The organism is Micromonospora sp. IBHARD003 (assembly GCF_056106285.1).
The window spans coordinates 4,056,831-4,077,263 of the sequence record NZ_JBWBBX010000001.1 but is presented as its reverse complement, the minus strand read 5'-3'; the positions used below and the strand labels follow the sequence as shown (position 1 = coordinate 4,077,263).

Below are 20,433 nucleotides of genomic sequence, written 5' to 3'. Positions count from 1 at the left end.
CGCGCGTATGCCCGGAGCGGGCTCCTGTGCGTCCTCGAGCGGCAAGATCTCGTCTTCCCTGAGGTCAGGGGCCTGGAAGGGGTTGGTCGCCGGAGGCGGCGATGCTGCCACGGGGCGGCGGGGTTGCCCTTCCAGGGCGGAGAACAGCGACGTCATTTCGATGGAGGGCTCTCTTTCGTTGCAGGTCCCTCAAGGGGCCTGGGTGTGCCGTGACCGGGCACAGCGGTCCTACAGCTTGGTCATTTTGGCGTACGGGCTCAAGATCCGCATTTGCGTCGAGCCGAAGTCCACGAGGGCCGCGATGCCGTCCTCGATGCCGATGACTCGGCCGAGGCCGTACGTGTCGTGTGTGACCTGGTCGCCCACGGCGAAGTGCTTGGGAGCCGGTGTGACCGGGGCCTTGAAGGGGCTCGTAGGCAAATGACGCTTCGGCACAAAAGGCTTTGTCATGCCTCAGTATGAGCCCAGGTCTAACCCGTTCTCTGTGGCCGTCGACACAGATCTGGACGGGAACGACCACCTCATGCCGCTGACCTGGGGTTTTCGAGAACAAACTCGCCAAGCTTGAGCCCGAGCGCCTGGAGCGCGTCCACCGTAAGACGCAGGACTCCGGGAGCGCCACCGGCGCTCCCACCACGTCCACCGGACCCATCCGGGTCGCCCTCGACGACGTCGAGGCTGCCAAGCCCCTCAGCGAGCCCGGCGATGGCCGGGATGACGCGGCCGTCCGCGAGACCCAGAAGCCCCCAGGTCCTGTCCGGGCGAGGCGGCCTTCGGCCGAGCCTTCCACCGGTAGGACATGCCCATCGTGCACATGCCGGACACGCCCGAAATGGGATGCCAAAGCAGCCTCGGCGGCCGACAACAGGCCGAAGGACGCGCCTTGCTCAGTTCTTCCTCAAATCCTCCAGGCGGCTGCAACCGTCCATTGGTTCAGGTGGGTGCGTGTGTTAGCGTCCTGCTAACGATCAAGGTTTTCGCGGGGGCGTAGACGAGCTTGACCGGCTCAAACTTCCCACCGTGGTACTTGAATTCAGGGGGAAGCATGAATCGAATTCCTGTCGTCAGTTCTCCTTTGCTGCGGCGTCGGCTCACCGAGGTGCAGGCCCGACCGGGGCGTCTTGTCGCCCGGGCGGGAAGAGCGAGGTAGCAGCGCGGCCCATCGTCCCGGTGGATGGGGCAGTGCTGGTCGCCGGTGGCCCCCAACTCGGAGTTTCGCCGAGTAGTTGACCGTCGAGCGCAGCACGGTCACGTTCCCTGTGATGAACGTCCGCGCGAGATGTGCTGCCGAGATCGTGCTCAAGGCGCGGTCCTTGGCATTCGCAGGTGCTGCCGGTCCATTTCGCGGCACGACCAGGCCCATGCCTCGGGTGAGGGGAATCGCCCTGAGGCGGGATGACCGGCTCTCCCTTTGTCGAGTGCGCCGCAAGTATGCCCGCAACACGAAATCAGATTACCGCCGGTCGGCGGTTTGTGGAGTCATGCCGGATTTGGCAGAGAGATCGCGGCCGGCATCAGCGACGGGCGAAGCACGCTACGGATCGCGAAAGACTCCGCATTTCACGCAAGTATTCCGTTTACCGCATCTGACCAATGCGGCATTCGAGCAAGGATTCTGATGTCCGATATCACCCTGTCCGGGAGCATGTGGGGAATCCCGGAGAGTGAGGGGTCCGACCATGCCGGCGGCCTGCTCTGTGAACTCCTGCCCTCTCTTCACCGTCGCGCGTTGTACATGACCTCCGTTCATACGGCGGAGGACGCGGTGCAGGCGGCATGCGAGAAACTCCTGAAGAGCTCCGCCGACTTGATGCGACACCCCAACCCGCGGGCCTACGCGCTGCGCGCGGTGTCGACGGCCGTATACGACCAGTACCGCAGGCAGACCCGCGAGACGGTGGTCGCGGAGTTGCCCGACGCGCCGGCCGACGAGAGCCCCATCGAACTGCGCGAGGCCGACTGGGAGGCCACCCGGCTCCTGTCGCTGCTCTCACCGGGGCAGGCGGCCGCCGTTCGGCTGGTCGACATCGAGGGGCACAGCATCGACCGTGCCGCCGAAATCCTCGAGGTGCACCGTGGCACCGTTTCGCGCGCCCGGGACCGCGGGTTGCGTCGGCTGCGCGACGAAATATCTTTCGCCCGGTGTCATACGAGAACCGCCGACCAAACGTCTACAGGGTGAAGGGCACGCGGGCCGGAATGCCGGCTCCTGGTCCCCTCGATGAATAACTCATAAACATTGAGAAAGGTCTCTCTCATGGAGATTGCAGTCCGCAAGCCCGCACGCCTTTCCCGTACCGGCCTGGTCGCTTCCGGCCTCGGCGTGGCGGGTGTGGCCGGGGGCGCCCTGAGCACCTTCATCGTCGCCGGCATCCTCAGCTCCGCGGGCATCGGCTCGGCCGCCATCGCCGCGAAGATCGTGGACGCGGTCATCGCCGGTCAGTCGGCCGCGGCCGCCGTGGGCCTGCTGCTCGGCGGCGGCCTGGGCACCGCCGCGATCGGCTCCATCGCGTGGGCGATCAAGTTCTTCGGCAAGAAGAAGGCCGTTGCCTGATCCGTCTTCCCGGCGGACACCGACGGGCCGACTCGCGCCAATCGAGTCGGCCCGTCGGGCACAGCCCGACTTTAGTGGAGGAGCTCCACCCGTGGCAGTACGACGACGGGAAACCGGCACAACGAGCGTTCGGCTTTCCCGCACGTTGCTGCCTTCATTGCCGCGCGGTGCGTGGATCCTCGCATCCGCTGCGATGCTCGGATTCGTCACGATCGGCTGGCTGGCCTCCGCCGATACGACCTTTCCCATAAGCCAGGGCCAGGAGACTCACCGGCCGTGGGGAATGGTCTGGCAGATCTTCGCCCAGAACACAGGGGCCGCGCTTCTCCTGTTCGCCGGAGTCGCCACCGGAGGCATCGCCACCCTGGCGTCCGTTCCCGTACTCGGGATGTACATCGGCACGGTCATCCGCGCGACGAGCAACTCCATCGGCATGTACGCCGCTTCGGAGATTCTCGCGACGTACTTCATTCTCGAATTCATCGGGCTGACAGTGTCCGCGGTGTGCGGGATCAGCCCGCTGCTCGCGTGTGTCTCCTGGTGGCGCCGGCACAGCGGGGACGGCCCGGTGCCGGCCAGGGAGGTGCTCCGGGTGTATCTGGATTCGGCCGGCCGAGCGCTGCGCTGGATGGTTCTCGCCGCGCTGATCCTGCTCCTCGCGGCAGGGCTGGAAGTATTGGGAGGTATACCACGATGACCACTTCGGTTCTCGGAGCCGGGGCGCCCGCCCCGCTCGCGCCCGAACCTGCGCCGACGGCCTCCGGACGGCCCCGTAAACGAAGCCCGCATTGGGGCCTGTTGACGCTGGCGCTGGCCAACTGGCTGCTCGTCGCAGTCACGGTATGGTCGCGTCGAGACCTGGTCCGCGCCCAGATCGATGCCCAGCGGCCCCCGGTCGACCCGGAATTCAAGGGGGTGGCCACGGCATCCGGGCTGGTGGTGATCTGCCTGGGTTTCGCCGTGGCCCTTCTCGTGGTCCAGTTCCTGGCGCGTTTCGCCGACCGGCGGATCGCTCGCCTGTGGGCACCTGAAGAGGACAGTGCGGCGATCGCCGCCCGGCTGTCGGTGGGGCTGACCGTCATGGCCGCACTCGTGGCCTATGTACTGTTCGCCGAAGACTCGGACCGCTTCGGCAGCGCCATTCCTTTCTGGTGCGTTCCGGTGTTCGCGGTCATCGCTCATCTCCCCGACGCGAAGAAGTGGTTGGCCTCTGCCGCGCCGGGCAAGGCTGTGAGCGCGGCCGTCGCCGTCGCACTGTCGGTAGGCGTCCTCGTCGCACTGGGGCGGTAAGGGAGTTATGCGGAATCACCACGGGATTTCTTTCAAGCGCAGTTCAGGCGCGATGGCCTTCGCGCTGCTGCCGGCGTGGGCGGCCGTCTTGGGTCTGCTCGCCTCGGCGGTATGGGGCTGGGTGACCTGGAGTGAGCCGGTCGTGGTCCAGACGTCCAACGCCGAGGGAGTGGCCCTGCTGGCCCACGGGTTGACGGTGGGGACGACGGTCATCGGCGCGGTGGCGACGCTCTTCCTGCTGTTCCCCGGGGTGTTTCCGGGGGTGCTGGCCGTTCTGCTGTTCCTCGCCGGGGTGGTGCAGATCTTCAACTGGCAGGTTGCCAGGGAGCTTTCCGGAGGCATGCTCTACTGCGCGCTGGCGGTGCTGTGTGTCGTCGCGGCGGTGGCGAGCCTGCTTGCGCCGGGCCAGCTACCGGCCAGGCATGCGGAGAAGAATGCTCGCTGAGACCTGGGGAGCGGTCCGGTTCGTCGTCACTGCCGACGGGCTGCACTTCTGCTACCGCAACGGGCTCCGCCCCTCGGCACGGACCGTTCTGTGGGGCGGTGCGGCCGTCTGCGTCGGCGCCGTGGCCCTTGCGGCACCGGCCGGCGCCGTCGCCGGGATGGTCGCCGCCCGGCTCGGACGGGTCCTGGAGTTCGGCGCGGCCGGTGTGGAGGGTCTGGTCGTCGTCATCGTGGCACTGCGCGCGCTGGCCGCCACCGCGTCGGCCGGCACCCGGCGGACGCGCATGAGTGTGTTCGTCCCCGCGGACCTGCCGGTTCTGCGCGGGCTGGACATACCGCTGCACGCGGTGCTCCTGGGGCGCGTCGCCTGGCCGGGACTGCTGAGGCAGCTCCTGACCGGACTCGCGGCCGTGGGCGCGCTGTTCGGCATCGCGCTCATGTCCGACCGGTCGGTCGGCGCCGGCACCGTTGTGACCGTCGCCGTCCTCGCGTTCACCGGCGCCGTGGCGCCGGTCGCGCTCGCGGGCTGCCCGCCGCGCCGAAGGGCCCGCGGGCCCCGCCTTCTCGGCCAGGCCATTGCTGCGGCCGTGGCCGCGGGAGTCGGCGGTCTGGCCGGTGCTGTGGCCGTCCGCGCCGTGCGGCGCGCCGAGTCGCTGGGACCGGCCGCGCTGTCGAGTTACGCCGACTCCCTTGCCCGGCAAGCGGGTGGCTATCTGGCGACCTGGGGCCTCGCGGCGTCGGCGGTCCTGGTGGCGGGCACCCTGCTGTGGCACCGGCTGCGGCGGACACCAGGACAGTGGCAGCCTGACGCCGTGCCGGTGAGCGGCCCGGCCCCCGTCCCTGCCGGGCGGGCGACCCGGTACCCGCTGCTCACCGTCGTACCGCTCACGATGGCCCGCGGCACGCAGGGCATGGCGGTCGCGCTGCGCCGTGCTCTGTACGCCATCACGCTGGCGGGTCTCGCCTCCGTAGGCGCCGGATGCGTCGCTCCCGGCCTGCTCGTGGACCTCACCGCCGGCAAGGACCGGCTGGTCGGCGGCGGCGTGCTGCTCGCCGCCGCGACGGTGATCACCGTGCTGTCCGGCTCGGTGGCCGGCCCCGGGGTACTCCTGCGGCAGCTGCGCTGGACCTGGGAGCAGGGCTATACGGAGCGGAAGCTGGCGCGAGGCACCATCGCCGGCCTGCTGGTGCCGGTGGCTCTGGCCATGGCCCCGGCTTGCGTCGGGGTCGGGCTGCTGGCCGCCTCGCCGGTCCCGGTGCTGTACGGGCTGTCACTGGCCGTCGCGGCCACTGCGGGAGCGGTGCTGAGCGACCTGGTCGAGGCCGGCCGCCTGGAGAACCCGGACGGCACCGGCGACGCCGGGACCCTGGGCGGCATCGTCAGCGTGGCCGTCATCGGAGCTGCCACCGCCCCCTGGACGGCTCCCGTTCCCGTCGCCCTGGCCACCGGGCCGCTGACCGCCCTCGGCTGCCTCGCCCTGGCGGACCGGATACTGCGCAGAAAGATCGCTTCGTGACTGTTTGCCACTTTGACGCGGTGACCGCCGGATACCGCGAGAGCACACCCGTACTGACCGACCTGTCCCTCCGCCTCGACGACGGCGTGACACTGATCAGCGGCCCCAACGGCACCGGCAAGTCCACCGTCGTGGAACTGATGTCCGGGGCGCTCAGGCCGTCCTCCGGTACCGTCTCGGTCCTTGGCCTCCCCGCCCATGACCCGCGGTTGCGTGGCCGGCGCACGGTGTGCCGCAGCAACCCCGCGCTCTATCCGGCACTCACCATCGCCGAACACGTCGAACTACTCAGGCCGGTGAGGGACGTGCGCGACGACGAGCTGGATGCCCGTATGACCGCCTACGGACTCCGGTCCTGGCGGGACACGCCCACCGGTGAACTGTCCACCGGCAACCTGCGCAAGGCATGGATCGTGCTGACCACCATCGAGCCCGCCACCTTCCTCGTCTTCGACGAACCGTTCAACGGCATGGACACCGAAGGGGTGACCGCGCTGCTCGCAGAGTTCGGACAGTGGCACCAACAAGGCCGCACGGTCGTGGTCGTCGCCCACCACCCACCGCCGGCACTCGAAACACTCGCCACAGCCACTGTCCAGTTGGCACCCCGTGGCCCGCTCGACGGACGCGACGGGCGCCCCCCGCACACTGCCATCAGGAGCACGCCATGATCGAAGTCAAGCAGCTCACCAAGCGCTATGGCAGCAAACTCGCACTCAACGACGTCTCCTTCGAGGTGCCGCCGGGATCGGTCACCGCGTTCCTGGGTCCCAACGGCGCGGGCAAGTCGACCACCATGCGGATCCTCCTGGGCCTGGACCGGCAGACCAGCGGAACCGCCACCATCCACGGCGTCCCCTACCGCGAACTGCACCGTCCGCTCACCGCCGTCGGCACCCTCCTGGAATCCCGCGGCGTGCATCCCCGGCGAAGCGTCGAGTCCCATCTGACCGCGCTGGCTCGGGGCAGCGGCCTCGCCAAGCGCCGGGTGACCGATGTGCTGGAGCTGGTCGGCCTCACTGCCGTGGCCCATCAAGCGGCCGGCCGGCTCTCCCTCGGTATGAGCCAGCGCATGGGCATAGCGGCCGCGCTGCTCGGCGACCCCGGGACCGTCATCCTGGACGAACCCATGAACGGCCTGGACCCGGCCGCGATCATCTGGCTGCGCGGCCTGCTCACCGACCTGGCGGCGCAGGGCCGCACGGTGCTTGTATCGAGCCACTTGATGAGCGAACAGGCCCTGCTGGCCGACCGGATCGTCGTCATCGGACGCGGCGAGATCCTTGCGGCCGGCCCCACGCGCGAGCTGGTGTCCCGCTACTCGGCCGACCGGATACGCATCAGGACCACCGAAGGCCACCACGCGCGGCTCCGGCAAGTCCTACGGGACGCGGGAGGTACGACGCACCCGCACCCGCAGCACGTACTGGAGGTCACCGGTCTGCCCCCGGAAACCGTCGGCGACCTGATCGCCCAGCACGCCATCACCGTGTACGAACTGACGCCCCAAGGAGTGTCGTTGGAGGAGGCATTCATGCGCTTGACCGCCCCGGACAATGAATTCGCCGCCCAGACGGCCCTGACCTCGGGGGGTCTCGCCGCATGACGACCAACGCCACCACAGCTGCCCCGACCGCTCCGCCGACGACGTCCAGCACGGCCAACGCCACCACACGCGGCATCCTGGACGCGATCCTCATGGAATGGACGAAGATCCTCTCGCTGCGTTCCTACCGCCTGCTGCTGGCCCTCACGGCACTGGTGACAGTGGCATTCGGAGCCATCTTCACCTACGTCGCCGCCACCACCGACCTGGCGAGCAGCGCGGATACGGGCGACCCCCTCGAGATGGCCTTCGTCAGCACGGGACTCGCCCGCATCACCGTGCTCGTGCTCGGAGTCCTGCTGATCACCTCCGAGTTCGGCTCCGGCCAGGCGCTCAGCACCTTCGCCGCGGTGCCCCGGCGCTGGCAGCTGCTGATCGGCAAGGCGACGGTGCTGTCGGGAGCCGTGTTCGTGGTGGGCACCCTGTCCGCCGCGGCGCTACTCGCCGCCGCACGCGCCCTGTTCGCCCAGCACGGCATCACGGTGGGCACGTCCACCGGTGTTCAGCTCCGGCTGGTCTTCGGCACCGGCCTGCAACTCGCACTGAGTGGCGTGATGGCACTCGGCCTGGGCGCACTCATCCGCTCCAGCGCGGGCGCGCTCGTCAGCGCGCTGGCGGTCTTCCTCGTACTCCCGACCCTCAGCTTCACATTGGAGCGCGTTCAGCCCTACCTCCCCGGTGCCACCGCCTCCTCCCTGACGAGCATCGACGCACTGCCCGGACACCTCTCCCCGCTGCTCGCACTCGTCGCGACGCTCGCCTGGGCCGCAGCCGCCCTGACGGCCGGCGCGGTATCGCTGGAAAAGAAGGCCATCTGACGCGGGTGACTCGTCGGAGGTGACAGAGACGCTTCCACCGGTCACAACGCGCCCGGCCTCAGCCATGCCGGAACGGGTGCGTGAGCGTGCGTCAGGCCTGGCCGTAGAGGGTCGCCAGGTCGCTCCAGATATAGAAGTACGCCTACATAAAACGTACCCCTAGTTCCTGGGGATGGCTCAGGACGGGCGCGTGTCGGTCCGGGTGGTCGGCGCTCGTCAAGGAGGCGTCGTGGCGCGCGGCGATGAATGTCGCGGTCGCGGTGCAGGAGCGTGAGGCTCTGGAGCTCGGCGGTGGCAGCGACCACCAGGTCGACCGCCCCTGCGCTGCGGGTGCTGACCTCGTTTGGTCAGGGCTTCCTGGACCTGCAAGCCCCGGCTGTATGCCCGGTCGTCTACGGGGGCCCACCCGAAGAGGAGACGCAGGTTCTCGATTCCCTGCGCGCGGTCAGCGGCGGAGCGGGCGCTATAGAACAATTCGAATTCGGTGATCGGACAGGTTGCGATGAGGCCCGCCGCTGCGGCCTGATCCCATCCGTACTGCTCGGCGTCACCGCACAAGAACCGGGCGAGGGTGGTGTCGATGAGGAACTGGGCCGAGTTCACCGACGGTAATTCCTCTTGTCGTCGAAGAGCTCAAGAGCCGACGGCTTCGCACAGCTCGCCGTGGAGGGAGGGCGGGAAGTTCATGTCGAGCAGTACGCGCGCCATCCGGCCGAGCAGGGACGGCTCCCGCCGCAGCGCCGCGCGCAGCTCCGGCGTCAGCCGCCCGGCAGCCCCCGTCGCCCGCAACTCCCTGACGCTGGTCCCGGGGCTGCCTGGCCCGCGTTCGGTGCGCACCTCACACACCCCGTCACTCACCAGGTGATGGAAGGGATAGGCGGGCGTCGTCCGGTTATGGGTCCGTACTTGGCGAGCAGCCGCCGCAGATCGTCCTCCACCGCGCTGTAGCGCAGCTCGCCGTTGGCGTCTTGGTGAAACCGGCTGAGCGCGTACAGGAACAGCAACGGCTTGTGCGGTGCCCGCGTCCCGCTTCTGGTCCACTGCCTCAGCCGCGCGATGCGCTCGACCTAGTCCACGATCGGCAGTAGTAGTGACGGTTGGCTCAGACCGGCTCGGCTCAGACCGGCTCGGCTTGGTTCGGCCCGTTCGGTTTGGCTCGGTGCTGCGGCGCGGGGCCTTGTCGCAGCGATCAGCCGAACCGCGAGCCACGACGCGGATCCCGGCGACCCGTTCGGCTACCCGGGCATGACGCCGTGAATGCGGGAGAGGGTGAAGGCCCGTTCGTCGTCACGCAGTTGGCACCAGGCGTACAGGTGGGGTGGGTCGAGTTCGAGCTCGCTGAGGGTACGTACGGTCCGGTTACCCGAGGCTGCGACGTAGTCGATCGTGATGGCCGTGTTGGCGTCCACGGCATGGGCGAGCTGGCGGACATCGCTGTACGTCAGGTTCTTCGCGTATCCGGCGACGATCTCCTCGGTGTCCGTGCCGTAGGGGACGCCCGTGCCGAACGGGTCGGGAGCCGGGAGCATGGGCGGGGCGGCCCGCAGTGCAGCGGCCAGGGTGCTCGGGTCGACGGCCACCGGAGTCACCGTCGGCACGGAGCGCTTTCGCTGGCCCGGGAGCGGAGGCGGGACAGGGGCGGCGGCACGGCGGCGCCGGGTCTTGTCCACGCGCACCGTTCCGTCGGCCTCCTCGGCGACGGGGGCATAGCCGGCGGCCCGGAGTGCCGCGAGGGTCTTGTCGAGCGGGGTCCGGCTGACCAGCACGGTCGGTGCCAGTCGGCGCAGGCCGAGTCCGGCAAGCTTCCTGTGGGCGGCGAGTTCGGCGAGGAGGGCGGGTTCCTGTCCGTGGATCACGCAGGCGGCGGGGGCGATGCGCACACGGCCGTGACTGCGCGCGGCGTCGTGGATCAGGTACGACAGCGGCTGGGGGAGGGTGCCGACGGCGACGGCGGTCAGGTCGGCTGCGATGGCATCGGCCGTGCGGCCCGCGTCCAGGGCACGGCGAACGGTTGCGGGGCTGAACCGCCACACCGATGCCGTGCCACCGACTTCCTTGTCCGCGACCGTGTCCAGCAGTGCGGCGAGGCGGGCGGACGGCGTGCCGGTGACGACGGCGGTGAGGTCCGCGCCGAAACGGGCTGCCCCGGTGGCCGGTGGCAGCAGGTGCCGACAGGCGTCGGCCAGTGCGTCGGCCGCGTCGGCCCGCAGAGCGGCGCCGATGCGGGACAGGGCGCCGCGGGAGACGACTCCGAGCAGTTCCGCTTCCCGGATCACGGCGGCGAAGGGTGTGGCGTCATGGGGGAGTTGCTCGGCGAGCGGCCGGTGCCAGGTGACCAGCGGCCCCAGTTCCGCGGGGTTTTGCACTCCCTGGTCCGCCGGGAGGCATGCCGCGACGGCGAGGAGCCCCTCCCGGGCCTGTACACATCCGCCGCAGGGCGGTGTTCCGGCGAGCGCGGGCAGCGCCTTGCCGTCCCAGTCCCGGGCCTGGGACGGGGTGAGTGGCAGCGTCCGCCATGCCTGGAGAAGCGCGGTGAGCTGCTCCGCCGGCTCTTGCTCCGCCCAGGCGTCGTATCCGTCCGTCGCCACGACGTGGCCACCGTCCGGAGCCAGCAGCCCGGCGGAGTACGCCGCCTCCAGCGCGAGGCGTACGACGGTGTCGTCGCACTGCGCGGCCTTACCGATCCGGGCCAGCTCACGTGCTCCGACCCCGCCGGACTTCAGCAGGGCCGGCTCGGAGGCGGCGCATGTCGCCAGGACCGACGCGGCATGGGCAGCGAACGCCGTAGCGGCTGCGGCCGCCTCACGATCCACGTCCGCCGAGGCGACGGACACCGTCCGTACGACGGGCGGGACGGGCTCGAACGGGGCGTGCCAGTCGGCCCCGCGCAGCGCGAGCGCCACCTCGGCCGGCATACGGGCGGGCCCGTACCCGGAGTACCGGCCCTGGACCAGCAGCCCCCGCTCCAGTGCCCACGCGGCACCCGGCTCGGAGCCGGACCCCGGTGTCCCGAGGATGACGTCCGCCTGTGACCTCGTCCGTTCGCCATGGTGACGCGCTTGCCGTTCAAGCAGCTTCCGGGCAGCTGCCGGTGCCGAAGCGACCGCCGCGGCGACCAGTTCCGGATCACTGTGGTGCGCGAGCAGGGCGGTCAGCCGTTGCTTCTTGGTGGTGGCGGACGCCGGGAGGCCCAGGGCCACCAGCATGCGGCGCAGCTCCTCGGATGTGGTGTCCGCCAGCAGCCGGGCGAGCGGCGCGTCCAGCCCCAGAGGTGAGTCCCACGCCTGCCGCAGCGGCGCCACCATGTGCAGCAGCCCCTCGCCGTCCGGCCACACGAGCGCGCGATCGGCCAGCGTCTCCAGGGCCGCGTCCAGCCCGCGATCGCTCTCCGTTCCTGTCACGTCCAGCAGGTCGGCCAGAGCGGCACGTGGCACAGGCCCTAATGCCGCCAGCGCCTCGGCCACCTGCAGGTGCGGCAGCGATAGCCCGGGCAGCACCGACGCCACCGACGGCGGGCGCTGAAGGCGGTCGGCCAGTTCGCCGAGCGATCGCGGCTCCGGTGGGCATACGGCATCCGGGCGAGCTGCCAGAACCCGCTCCAGTCGGTCGGCTTCCAGACCACTCAGCCAGGTGGTCAGAGTTGATTCGCTGGGCTTGCCGATGGGGGACACCTCACAAGGACGAGTTGGCGTCCGAACCGGAACCGGTTCAGCGCGGGCTTCAGAATGGCGCATCGCGGGGGGACGCCACCGGCCTGCACCGTCAGGAACCCGCGTGTGAGTGAAGGCGATGTCCTGTGGCTCGGTCGGCCGACGGCAAGTCGAAGGGGTGGAATATCCCTTATGGCATAAATAACAGGCCGCCGAGATGAGACCAGAACTGAGACCAGTACATGCCGAGAACCCCGGCCGCGGTGGATGGCTCCCCCCGGGTTTCGAGCAGAAGTGTGCCCGCTTCGGTCGGCCGTGCCGCCCCGCTGCCACGCTTGCGGCGAACCAGTGATCCACCACACGGATCTTGGTCTCGACGCGATCGACGATCACGACCCCGGTTGCCTTGATCGTTGGCATAGAGCAGCCGGAGCCTGTCCGGGGAAGTCCACGGCTGTCCGTCCTGCGTAACTGAGACCACGCACGCCGAAGGGCCCCACCGCGAACGGTAGGGCCCTTCGACATCGTGCCCGGTGAGGCACTGGCGGAGGATACGAGATTCGAACTCGTGAGGGGTTGCCCCCAACACGCTTTCCAAGCGTGCGCCCTAGGCCTCTAGGCGAATCCTCCGCCGGAAACATTACATGACGCGGAGGAGTGCTCGCGAACTCGTTCCCCACCCCCGCCATCAGGTACTCCCTACCCCCGCCATCAGGTACTCTGTGCGGAGCCCCTCACGTGGCGCTATCTGACTGAACTCCCCCAGGGCCGGAAGGCAGCAAGGGTAGGTTGGCTCTGGCGGGTGCGTGGGGGGCGTTTGCATGCCCGGCGGCGGCCGATGCGCGTCCCGTACGCGGGGAGACGGTGCGGGTTCCGTCCGGCGGGGCCGGATGTCAGCGGGCCCCGATAACCTCGTAGGCGTGTCGTCCCTTGCGCTGTACCGCCGCTACCGTCCCGAGTCCTTCGCCGAGGTCATCGGGCAGGAGCATGTCACCGACCCGCTGCAGCAGGCGCTGCGGAACAACCGGGTCAATCACGCGTACCTGTTCAGCGGGCCGCGCGGCTGTGGCAAGACGACCAGTGCGCGGATCCTCGCGCGGTGTCTGAACTGCGAGCAGGGGCCGACGCCGACCCCCTGCGGGGAGTGCCAGTCCTGCCGGGACCTCGCGCGCAACGGGCCGGGGTCGATCGATGTCATCGAGATCGACGCCGCTTCGCACGGTGGTGTGGACGACGCCCGTGAGCTGAGGGAGAAGGCGTTCTTCGGGCCGGCGTCCAGCCGCTACAAGATCTACATCATCGACGAGGCCCACATGGTCACGCCGGCGGGGTTCAACGCCCTGCTGAAGGTGGTCGAGGAGCCTCCGGAGCACCTCAAGTTCATCTTCGCCACCACCGAGCCCGAGAAGGTCATCGGGACCATCCGGTCCAGGACGCACCACTATCCGTTCCGGCTCGTGCCGCCCGGGACGCTCAGGGAATATCTCGGCGAGGTCTGCGGCCGGGAGGACGTTCCGGTCGAGGACGGGGTGCTGCCGCTGGTGGTGCGGGCCGGGGCCGGGTCGGTGCGTGACTCGATGTCCGTCATGGACCAGCTGCTCGCCGGAGCCGCCGACGACGGTGTGACGTACGCCATGGCGACGGCCCTGCTCGGATACACGGACGGGGCACTGCTCGACTCGGTGGTGGACGCGTTCGCCGCGGGGGACGGGGCCGCGGCGTTCGAGGTCGTGGACCGGGTCATCGAGGGCGGCAACGATCCACGGCGTTTCGTCGCCGATCTGCTGGAGCGGCTGAGGGACCTGGTGATTCTCGCCGCCGTGCCGGACGCGGCCGAGAAGGGGCTGATCGACGCCCCCGCGGACGTCGTCGAACGTATGCAGGCACAAGCCCAGGTCTTCGGTGCCGCCGAGCTCAGCAGAGCGGCGGACCTGGTCAACACCGGGCTCACCGAGATGCGCGGGGCGACCTCGCCCAGGCTGCAGTTGGAGCTGATCTGCGCCCGGGTACTGCTCCCGGCCGCCTTCGACGACGAGCGCTCGCTGCAGGCGCGCCTCGACCGGCTGGAGCGCGGAGTCTCCTTCCCGTCGGCGGGCCAGGCGCCCGCCATGGCGTTCGTGCCGGACACGGACGCCCATATGCCACCCGGTCCCGGCGGTGGCGCGGCGGCCGCGCGTGCCGCGGCGCGGGGCACTGGCGCCGAACCGCAGCCGGTGCCGTCCGCTCCATCCGCTCCTGCCGCCGCCGCGGTGCCGTCCGCCGCCCCCGAGGCCACGGGCGTGCCGGCTCCCGCATCCGACCAGTCGCAGGTGCAGGCTCCGACCGCGCCGGAGGCCGCCGCGCCCCGGCCAGGGGCATGGCCGGGCGCCGCCGTTCCCGGCGCCTCGGGAGCGGGTGCTTCGGGTGCCGGTGCCGAGGGCCCCGCGGCCTCGTCCGGTCAGCGCCCCGGTGCCTGGCCCTCCGCCGCGGCCCCGGGCCAGGGCCGTCCTTCCCCGGCCCAGCCGCCCGCCCAGGCAGCGGCGACCCCAGCCGCCCCGCAGCCCCAGTCTCAGGCCCAGCCCCAGCCCCAGGCCGTCTCGCCGGGAGCGGCCCAGGGCGCCGCCCAGGTGCGCAACATGTGGCCCGGCATTCTGGAGGCCGTCAAGAACCGCCGCCGTTTCACCTGGATCCTGCTCAGTCAGAACGCGCAGGTCGCGGGCTTCGACGGCACCACCCTCCAGCTCGGCTTCATCAACGCCGGCGCCCGGGACAACTTCGCGAGCAGCGGCAGCGAGGACGTGCTCCGGCAGGCGCTCAGCGAGCAGTTCAGCGTCCAGTGGAAGATCGAGGCGATCATCGACCCGTCGGGCGGCGCCGGTCCGTCACCGGGCCCGGGACCCGGTGGGGGCGGTGGCTACGGCGGTCGGCCCGGCCCGGGCCAGCCGTCCGCAGCGCCGTCCTACGCACCCCCGGCCACCCCCGCGCCCGCCCCGTCGCGACCCGACCAGCCCGCGTCGCAGACCGGCGGGGGCGGCCCGCAGTCGTCCGCATCCGAGGCCCTGCGTGCGGCGCCGGCGCCCGGAGCCACTGCCCGCCGCCAGGCCGTGGCGCCCGAGGACGACATCCCGGAGGAGGACGATCCGGACCTCGTGGACTCCGCTCTCTCCGGCCACGACCTGATCGTCCGGGAGCTCGGTGCCACCGTCGTGGAGGAATACACGAACGAGTAGGGGTGGTGGCTTCGGCGGCCCGCACAAGGGCGGCGCAGCCGAGCGGGCTACCCTGGCTGCCGTGAAGGTCCTCGTCATCGGCGGCGGCGCCCGCGAACACGCCCTGTGCCGCTCACTGTCCCTCGACCCCGACGTCACCGCTCTGCACTGTGCGCCCGGCAACGCCGGAATCGCCGAGGTGGCTGAACTACACCCGGTTGACGCGCTCGACGGCGACGCCGTGGCCGCGCTCGCCACCGGGCTGGAAGCCGACCTCGTGGTCGTCGGCCCCGAGGCACCCCTCGTCGCCGGGGTCGCCGACGCCGTGCGTGACGCGGGGATCGCCTGCTTCGGCCCGTCGCGCGAGGCCGCCCAGCTCGAGGGCTCCAAGGCGTTCGCCAAGGAGGTCATGGCCGCCGCGAACGTGCCCACCGCCCGCTCCTACATCTGCACCACCGCCGAGGAGGTCGACGAGGCGCTGGACGCCTTCGGGCCCCCCTATGTGGTCAAGGACGACGGCCTCGCGGCCGGCAAGGGCGTCGTGGTGACCGAGGACCTGGCCGCGGCACGTGAGCACGCGCTCGCCTGCGGACGGGTGGTCATCGAGGAGTACCTCGACGGTCCCGAGGTCTCCCTCTTCGCCATCACCGACGGCGAGACCGTGGTGCCCCTGCAGCCCGCACAGGACTTCAAGCGGGCCCTCGACGACGACCAGGGACCGAACACCGGCGGCATGGGTGCGTACTCCCCGCTCCCCTGGGCCGATCCGAAGCTGGTCGACGACGTCATGCAGACCGTGCTCCAGCCCACGGTGGACGAGTTGCACCGGCGCGGTACCCCGTTCTCCGGGCTGCTGTACGCGGGCCTCGCGATCACCAGCCGTGGTGTCCGGGTGATCGAGTTCAACGCCCGTTTCGGTGACCCCGAGACCCAGGTGGTCCTGGCCCGCCTCAAGACCCCCCTCGCGGGCGTCCTGCTGAGCGCGGCACGGGGCACGCTCGAGAACGAGCCACCCCTCAACTGGCGTGAGGACGCCGCCGTCACCGTGGTCGTCGCCTCGCACAACTACCCGGGCACACCGCGCACCGGTGACCCGATCGAGGGACTGCAGTCGGTCGCCGAGCAGGACGCCCCGGACGCCTACGTGCTGCACGCCGGTACCAGGAAGGACGGCGAGGCGATCGTCAGCGCCGGAGGCCGTGTGCTGTCGGTGACCGCGACCGGCGAGGATCTCGCCCAGGCGCGCACACGTGCCTATGCGGCAGTCGGCCGTATCCGGCTCGACGGCTCGCAGCACCGTACGGACATCGCACGCAAGGCCGCCGGGGAGTGAAGTCCGAAGACACCCCTGACACAGCCCTTAGGCCCTGTCACCGGGACAGCCCTTAGCCCCCTCGTCCGTCATCACCTTTGCCCAAGGCCATTCCATCGAGTGACTGCTGAGCTATACGGATGACGGCCGCAGCAGCCCCAACTAGGGTGCGGCGCAGGCGTTCCGGCACTTGGCCCACCGGCATTGCGATGTCTGCGGCGGGTGCCACAGTGGGGGAGTGAGCAACACCGCCGCAGGGCAGAGGGGGTGAGTCCGGCCGTGTCCGGAACCGGTATCGGCGAGGAGGCGGGCGCGCTGGCCGCCCGCGCCCGGGCCCTTGCCGTGCTGCGCATCCGCAGCTGGGCACTGGCCGTCGCGCTGCTGCCCGCAGCCGTCGCCGTCGTGCTGCTGGCCGGGGAGGCCACGGGCCGTATCGGCGGCGGAAGCTGGGACGCCGCACGCTTGGCGGTGACATCGGCCGCGGTCGTCGTGCTCCTCGTCGCCGCGGCCGTCGCTCTGGTGATCGCCCGGGCGAGGCCGGCCGTCAGCCCCACGGTGGAGCTGTCCGAGGAGGCGGCTCCTGATCTGTACCGGCTGGTGGAGGAGCTCGCCGACCGGCTGGACGTCCCCATGCCGTCCGCGATAGCGCTCACCCCGGACTGCGACAGCTGGCTCGAGGACCGGACGCATCCGGCGACGCGCCCCAAGGTCCCCGAGACCACGAAGGGCGCCGCGCAGGGCCACAAACACCCGAAGAGCCGGTGGGCCGCCGGGTGGCGGGCGCTGATCCTGGAAGGCCGCGAACGGGTCGGCCTGCGCAGCACGGACACGGGCCCGGAGCGGGTGGACGGCGGGGCCTCGCCGTCCGCGGGTTCGCCCCTCGCGCAGGCGATATCGGGCGGTGCCGGCCGCGTCCCCGTCGCGCCCGTGCTGGTGATCGGCTCCCCCTTCCTGTGGTGGATGCGGGTCGCCGAGCTCAGGGCCGTGCTCGCACCGGTCGTCGCGGGCACAGGACCGTCCGCCCACCCCGACATAGCCGCGGCACGCCGTTTCGTGCGCGGTCTCGACGCCGCCGTCGGTGCCGCCTCCCGCTCCGACCTCGGCCCGGTCCGCGGGCCGGCGCTCGCGCTGGCCGGAGTCATCGCCCGGATCCTGCTGCGCAGCTGCCGCCTGCACGCCGCCGAGATGGAGCGGGCGGTCGCCGCCGCGGCGTCCGAGCGTGCACAGACCGTGGACTACGGTCTGCGGATCGTGGCGCAGGAGCAGGTCGGGCTCGCCTACGCAGGGTGGGACCGGCTGCTGACCCGGGTGGCACTGCCCGCGTGGCGGATGGGGCGCTGGCCGTCCCGGCTCGATGCCGGGGTGGTGTCGGCGCTGACCGAGCTGTCCCGCCGCGACCGGCTGGCGGAGGGCTTCGCCTCCCGGCTGGGCGAGCGACCCGCCTGCGATCTGCTCGAGGAGCCCGGCGTGGTCGACGAGGCCGCGTCACTGCTCGCCGCCCGCCTCTTCCACGGCTGTCAGGGCGAGGGCGGAGCCGACTGGGCCCCCGTGGACTGGCAGGCGTACCCGGAGGAGGTCGTGGACCGCAAGTGGCGTACGGAAGCGGCCAGGCTCCACCGAGTGCTGGACGCGATGGGTGTGAGCCCCGCCGCCGCGCCCGCCGGGCCGAACCTCGCCCGGGTGATGAACTACCTCTCCGAGGTGCACGCGGGGCTGGCGGGAGCCGGTGTTCACTCCCCTGACGGCGTTCCCGCCGACGGACCCGCCCGCCATCTGCCGGACGGGGAAGCCGCCGAAGTCGTCACAGGGCCGGAATCCGGCTTTGCACGGTCCGCGGGGGCCGGGCCGTCCGGCGACGCGTTCCCCGTGACGGAAGACGACGACGCCCCGGTCTGCGCACTCGCCGCCGGGATCAGCGCGGAGGTCGCCCGCGAGGAGGCGGCACGCGAGCGGACCGCCGGCGCCACCGGACCCGCGGGGCTTCCGGGCTACACGGCCGCCGGCGCCGACCCGCTGGGCGACGCCCTGCCCGTCTGGGCCACGGAACCACTGCCGCTCTTCCCGCTCCAGCCGCCTCGCACCGCCCGTGAGCTGCTCGCTGACCATGTCATCGCCATGGTCTGCTGCGCGGCCGTCGACACCGCCGGTGCCGCGCCGGGGCTCGACTGGCTCGACGGCCCCGCCCTGCTCATCGGTGGCGAGCGCAGCGCTGATCTGGGCGGCCGGGTGCTGAGCCTGGTCGAGGACGGTGACCCCGAGCCGTTGCGCGACTGGTTCGCGGCGGTGGGCGTCCGGCCCGAAAAGCCCGTCCGGCTGGTGTGAACGCGGTCCTTGGCCGCGGCCGTGTCCCGGCGGCGACCCCGCGAAGCGACCCCGCCGGAACCAGGCGGCCAGCCCCCGCCAGGAATGGCGCATTCCGTTCACGTTAATTCGCGACGAACGGTGACGGAGTGCGTGCGTTATGTGATGTGCTGGGGAGGGCGCCGACAACGGCCGTGCCGTAGCGGCAGGCGTCTTCATCAAAAGAGTGGCCGGGCGACCGGAGGAGGGGCGCGACATGGGGGCGGAGCAGATCCGGCGATGGGAATCGGGCGCCCTCGCCCATGCCGTTTCCGATCCCTTCGGACAGGGTCCGCTGCCCTGGTTGCGCGGCAGCGAGCAGTACTTCGACGACGCGGGCCAGGTCGTGCCCTGGTACGCGGACCCCGACCCGGGCCGTGGCGACAGCACCCGAGGACGTCCCCGTACCGCCGACGACGTCCGCCGCCAGATCAAGGGCTTCGCCTCCGGCGGGGCGGTGGCCCCGGGCGAGGCCATCGACTTCCATGTGACGGTCGATCCACCGCAGCAGTTCTCCGTGGACGTCTACCGCATCGGCCACTACGGCGGGGACGGCGCATCCAAGATCACCACCAGCCCCCGTCTCTCCGGCATCGTCCAGCCGGCCCCCCTCACCGCCGACCGGACGGTTTCCTGCCACCACTGGTGGCTCTCCTGGCGCCTCCAGGTCCCGTCGTACTGGTCGATCGGGGCGTACGTCGCAGTCCTCACGACCGCCGACGGCTATCGCTCCCACATCCCCTTCACCGTCCGCGACAGCGATCCGGCCGATCTGCTCCTGCTGCTCCCCGACATCACCTGGCAGGCGTACAACCTCTATCCGGAGGACGGCCGGACCGGCGCCAGCCTCTACCACGCCTGGGACGAGCACGGCCGGCTCCTCGGCGAGGAGGATGCCGCCACCACCGTGTCCTTCGACCGTCCCTACGCGGGCGCCGGCCTCCCCCTCCACGTCGGGCACGCCTACGACTTCATCCGCTGGGCCGAGCGCTACGGCTACCACCTCGCCTACGCCGACACCCGGGATCTGCACGCCGGCCGGGTCGACCCGACCCGCTACCGGGGCCTGGTCTTCCCCGGCCACGACGAATACTGGTCCGCGCCGATGCGCCGCACCGTCGAGTGCGCCCGCGACCACGGCACGTCCCTCGTCTTCCTCTCCGCCAACACCATGTACTGGCAGGTCGAGCTGGGCCCGTCGGCGTCCGGTGTACCCGACCGGCTGCTGACGTGCCGCAAGCGCCGCGGCCCGGGCCGCCCCGCCCTGTGGCGCGAGGTGGACCGGGCGGAGCAGCAGCTGCTCGGCATCCAGTACGCGGGCCGCGTCCCCGAGCCGCACCCCTTGGTAGTGCGCAACGCGGACCACTGGCTGTGGGAGGCGACCGGAGCGGGCGACGGCGACGAGATCCCCGGGCTGGTCGCCGGCGAGGCCGACCGCTACTTCCCGCGCACCCCGCTACCCGAGCACTGCGGCCGCATCCTGCTGGCCCACTCGCCCTACCGGGACGGCGACGGCGCCGTCCGGCACCAGGAGACCTCCCTCTACCGTGCCCCTTCGGGTGCACTGGTCTTCGCCTCCGGCACCTTCGCCTGGTCTCCGGCCCTCGACCGCCCCGGGCACGTGGACGCCCGCGTCCAGCGCGCCACCGCCAATCTCCTCGACCGCATCTGCAAGCGCGACTGACCGGGCGGGACCGCCCGGGGGCGACCGGCC

The 20,433-nt window shown here is 71.1% G+C and carries 15 protein-coding genes, 1 tRNA gene, 1 other RNA gene and 1 pseudogene; 14 read left to right on the top strand and 4 right to left on the bottom strand.

The genetic code is table 11. The features are described from left to right. Positions 1-228: 228 nt before the first annotated feature. Positions 229-435, bottom strand: coding sequence for a hypothetical protein (locus tag ACTWOL_RS18120; protein WP_474297769.1), 207 nt, complete (start codon positions 433-435; stop codon positions 229-231). A gap of 1,183 nt (positions 436-1,618) precedes the next feature. On the opposite strand from ACTWOL_RS18120, the gene ACTWOL_RS18115 reads away from it, so the two are divergent. From ACTWOL_RS18115 to ACTWOL_RS18075, 9 genes are all read left to right on the top strand, one after another. Continuing rightward, on the top strand, positions 1,619-2,182 hold the full coding sequence (locus tag ACTWOL_RS18115) for an RNA polymerase sigma factor (RefSeq protein WP_474297768.1): 564 nt from the start codon (positions 1,619-1,621) through the stop codon (positions 2,180-2,182). A gap of 75 nt (positions 2,183-2,257) precedes the next feature. After that, positions 2,258-2,554, top strand: a complete 297-nt coding sequence (locus ACTWOL_RS18110) for a hypothetical protein (protein ID WP_474297767.1) — start codon at positions 2,258-2,260, stop codon at positions 2,552-2,554. 193 nt (positions 2,555-2,747) lie between these two features. Next, on the top strand, positions 2,748-3,251 hold the full coding sequence (locus ACTWOL_RS18105; RefSeq protein WP_474297766.1) for a stage II sporulation protein M: 504 nt from the start codon (positions 2,748-2,750) through the stop codon (positions 3,249-3,251). Continuing rightward, positions 3,248-3,844, top strand: a complete 597-nt coding sequence (locus tag ACTWOL_RS18100; RefSeq protein WP_474297765.1) for a hypothetical protein — start codon at positions 3,248-3,250, stop codon at positions 3,842-3,844. Before ACTWOL_RS18105 ends, ACTWOL_RS18100 begins: the two co-directional genes overlap by 4 nt. Positions 3,845-3,851: 7 nt before the next feature. Beyond that, positions 3,852-4,289 (top strand): hypothetical protein, encoded by a 438-nt coding sequence (locus tag ACTWOL_RS18095; RefSeq protein WP_474297764.1) that lies wholly within the window; start codon positions 3,852-3,854, stop codon positions 4,287-4,289. Further along, on the top strand, positions 4,279-5,805 hold the full coding sequence (locus ACTWOL_RS18090; RefSeq protein ID WP_474297763.1) for a hypothetical protein: 1,527 nt from the start codon (positions 4,279-4,281) through the stop codon (positions 5,803-5,805). Before ACTWOL_RS18095 ends, ACTWOL_RS18090 begins: the two co-directional genes overlap by 11 nt. Next, positions 5,802-6,476, top strand: coding sequence for an ABC transporter ATP-binding protein (locus ACTWOL_RS18085; protein ID WP_474297762.1), 675 nt, complete (start codon positions 5,802-5,804; stop codon positions 6,474-6,476). The genes ACTWOL_RS18090 and ACTWOL_RS18085 overlap by 4 nt, the downstream gene beginning before the upstream one ends. After that, a complete protein-coding gene (locus tag ACTWOL_RS18080) occupies positions 6,473-7,411 on the top strand; it encodes an ABC transporter ATP-binding protein (protein WP_474297761.1) in 939 nt (312 codons plus the stop codon). The genes ACTWOL_RS18085 and ACTWOL_RS18080 overlap by 4 nt, the downstream gene beginning before the upstream one ends. After that, positions 7,408-8,229 (top strand): hypothetical protein, encoded by an 822-nt coding sequence (locus tag ACTWOL_RS18075; RefSeq protein WP_474297760.1) that lies wholly within the window; start codon positions 7,408-7,410, stop codon positions 8,227-8,229. Before ACTWOL_RS18080 ends, ACTWOL_RS18075 begins: the two co-directional genes overlap by 4 nt. A gap of 633 nt (positions 8,230-8,862) precedes the next feature. Here ACTWOL_RS18075 and ACTWOL_RS18070 read toward each other — a convergent pair. The 3 genes and pseudogenes from ACTWOL_RS18070 to ACTWOL_RS18060 form a co-directional block, all read right to left on the bottom strand. Next, positions 8,863-9,278: pseudogene (locus ACTWOL_RS18070) on the bottom strand (phosphorothioated DNA-binding restriction endonuclease family protein). Positions 9,279-9,464: 186 nt separating this feature from the next. After that, positions 9,465-11,900, bottom strand: coding sequence for a helicase-associated domain-containing protein (locus tag ACTWOL_RS18065; protein WP_474297759.1), 2,436 nt, complete (start codon positions 11,898-11,900; stop codon positions 9,465-9,467). Positions 11,901-12,421: 521 nt separating this feature from the next. Continuing rightward, positions 12,422-12,509, bottom strand: a tRNA-Ser gene (locus ACTWOL_RS18060). A 96-nt stretch (positions 12,510-12,605) separates the two neighbouring features. Between ACTWOL_RS18060 and ffs the strand changes: the two genes are divergently transcribed. From ffs to ACTWOL_RS18035, 5 genes are all read left to right on the top strand, one after another. After that, an RNA gene (gene ffs, locus ACTWOL_RS18055) (signal recognition particle sRNA small type) lies at positions 12,606-12,700 on the top strand. Between the two features lie 99 nt (positions 12,701-12,799). Continuing rightward, positions 12,800-15,088: a DNA polymerase III subunit gamma and tau gene (locus ACTWOL_RS18050; protein WP_474297758.1), complete on the top strand. Its 2,289-nt coding sequence runs from the start codon at positions 12,800-12,802 to the stop codon at positions 15,086-15,088. Positions 15,089-15,149: 61 nt separating this feature from the next. After that, the gene (gene purD / locus ACTWOL_RS18045; protein WP_474297757.1) at positions 15,150-16,400 is read left to right on the top strand and encodes a phosphoribosylamine--glycine ligase; all 1,251 of its coding nucleotides are present in this window, start codon (positions 15,150-15,152) and stop codon (positions 16,398-16,400) included. A 258-nt stretch (positions 16,401-16,658) separates the two neighbouring features. Then, the gene (locus ACTWOL_RS18040; protein ID WP_474297756.1) at positions 16,659-18,701 is read left to right on the top strand and encodes a hypothetical protein; all 2,043 of its coding nucleotides are present in this window, start codon (positions 16,659-16,661) and stop codon (positions 18,699-18,701) included. A gap of 235 nt (positions 18,702-18,936) precedes the next feature. After that, positions 18,937-20,403, top strand: a complete 1,467-nt coding sequence (locus tag ACTWOL_RS18035) for a N,N-dimethylformamidase beta subunit family domain-containing protein (protein WP_474297755.1) — start codon at positions 18,937-18,939, stop codon at positions 20,401-20,403. Positions 20,404-20,433 lie beyond the last annotated feature (30 nt).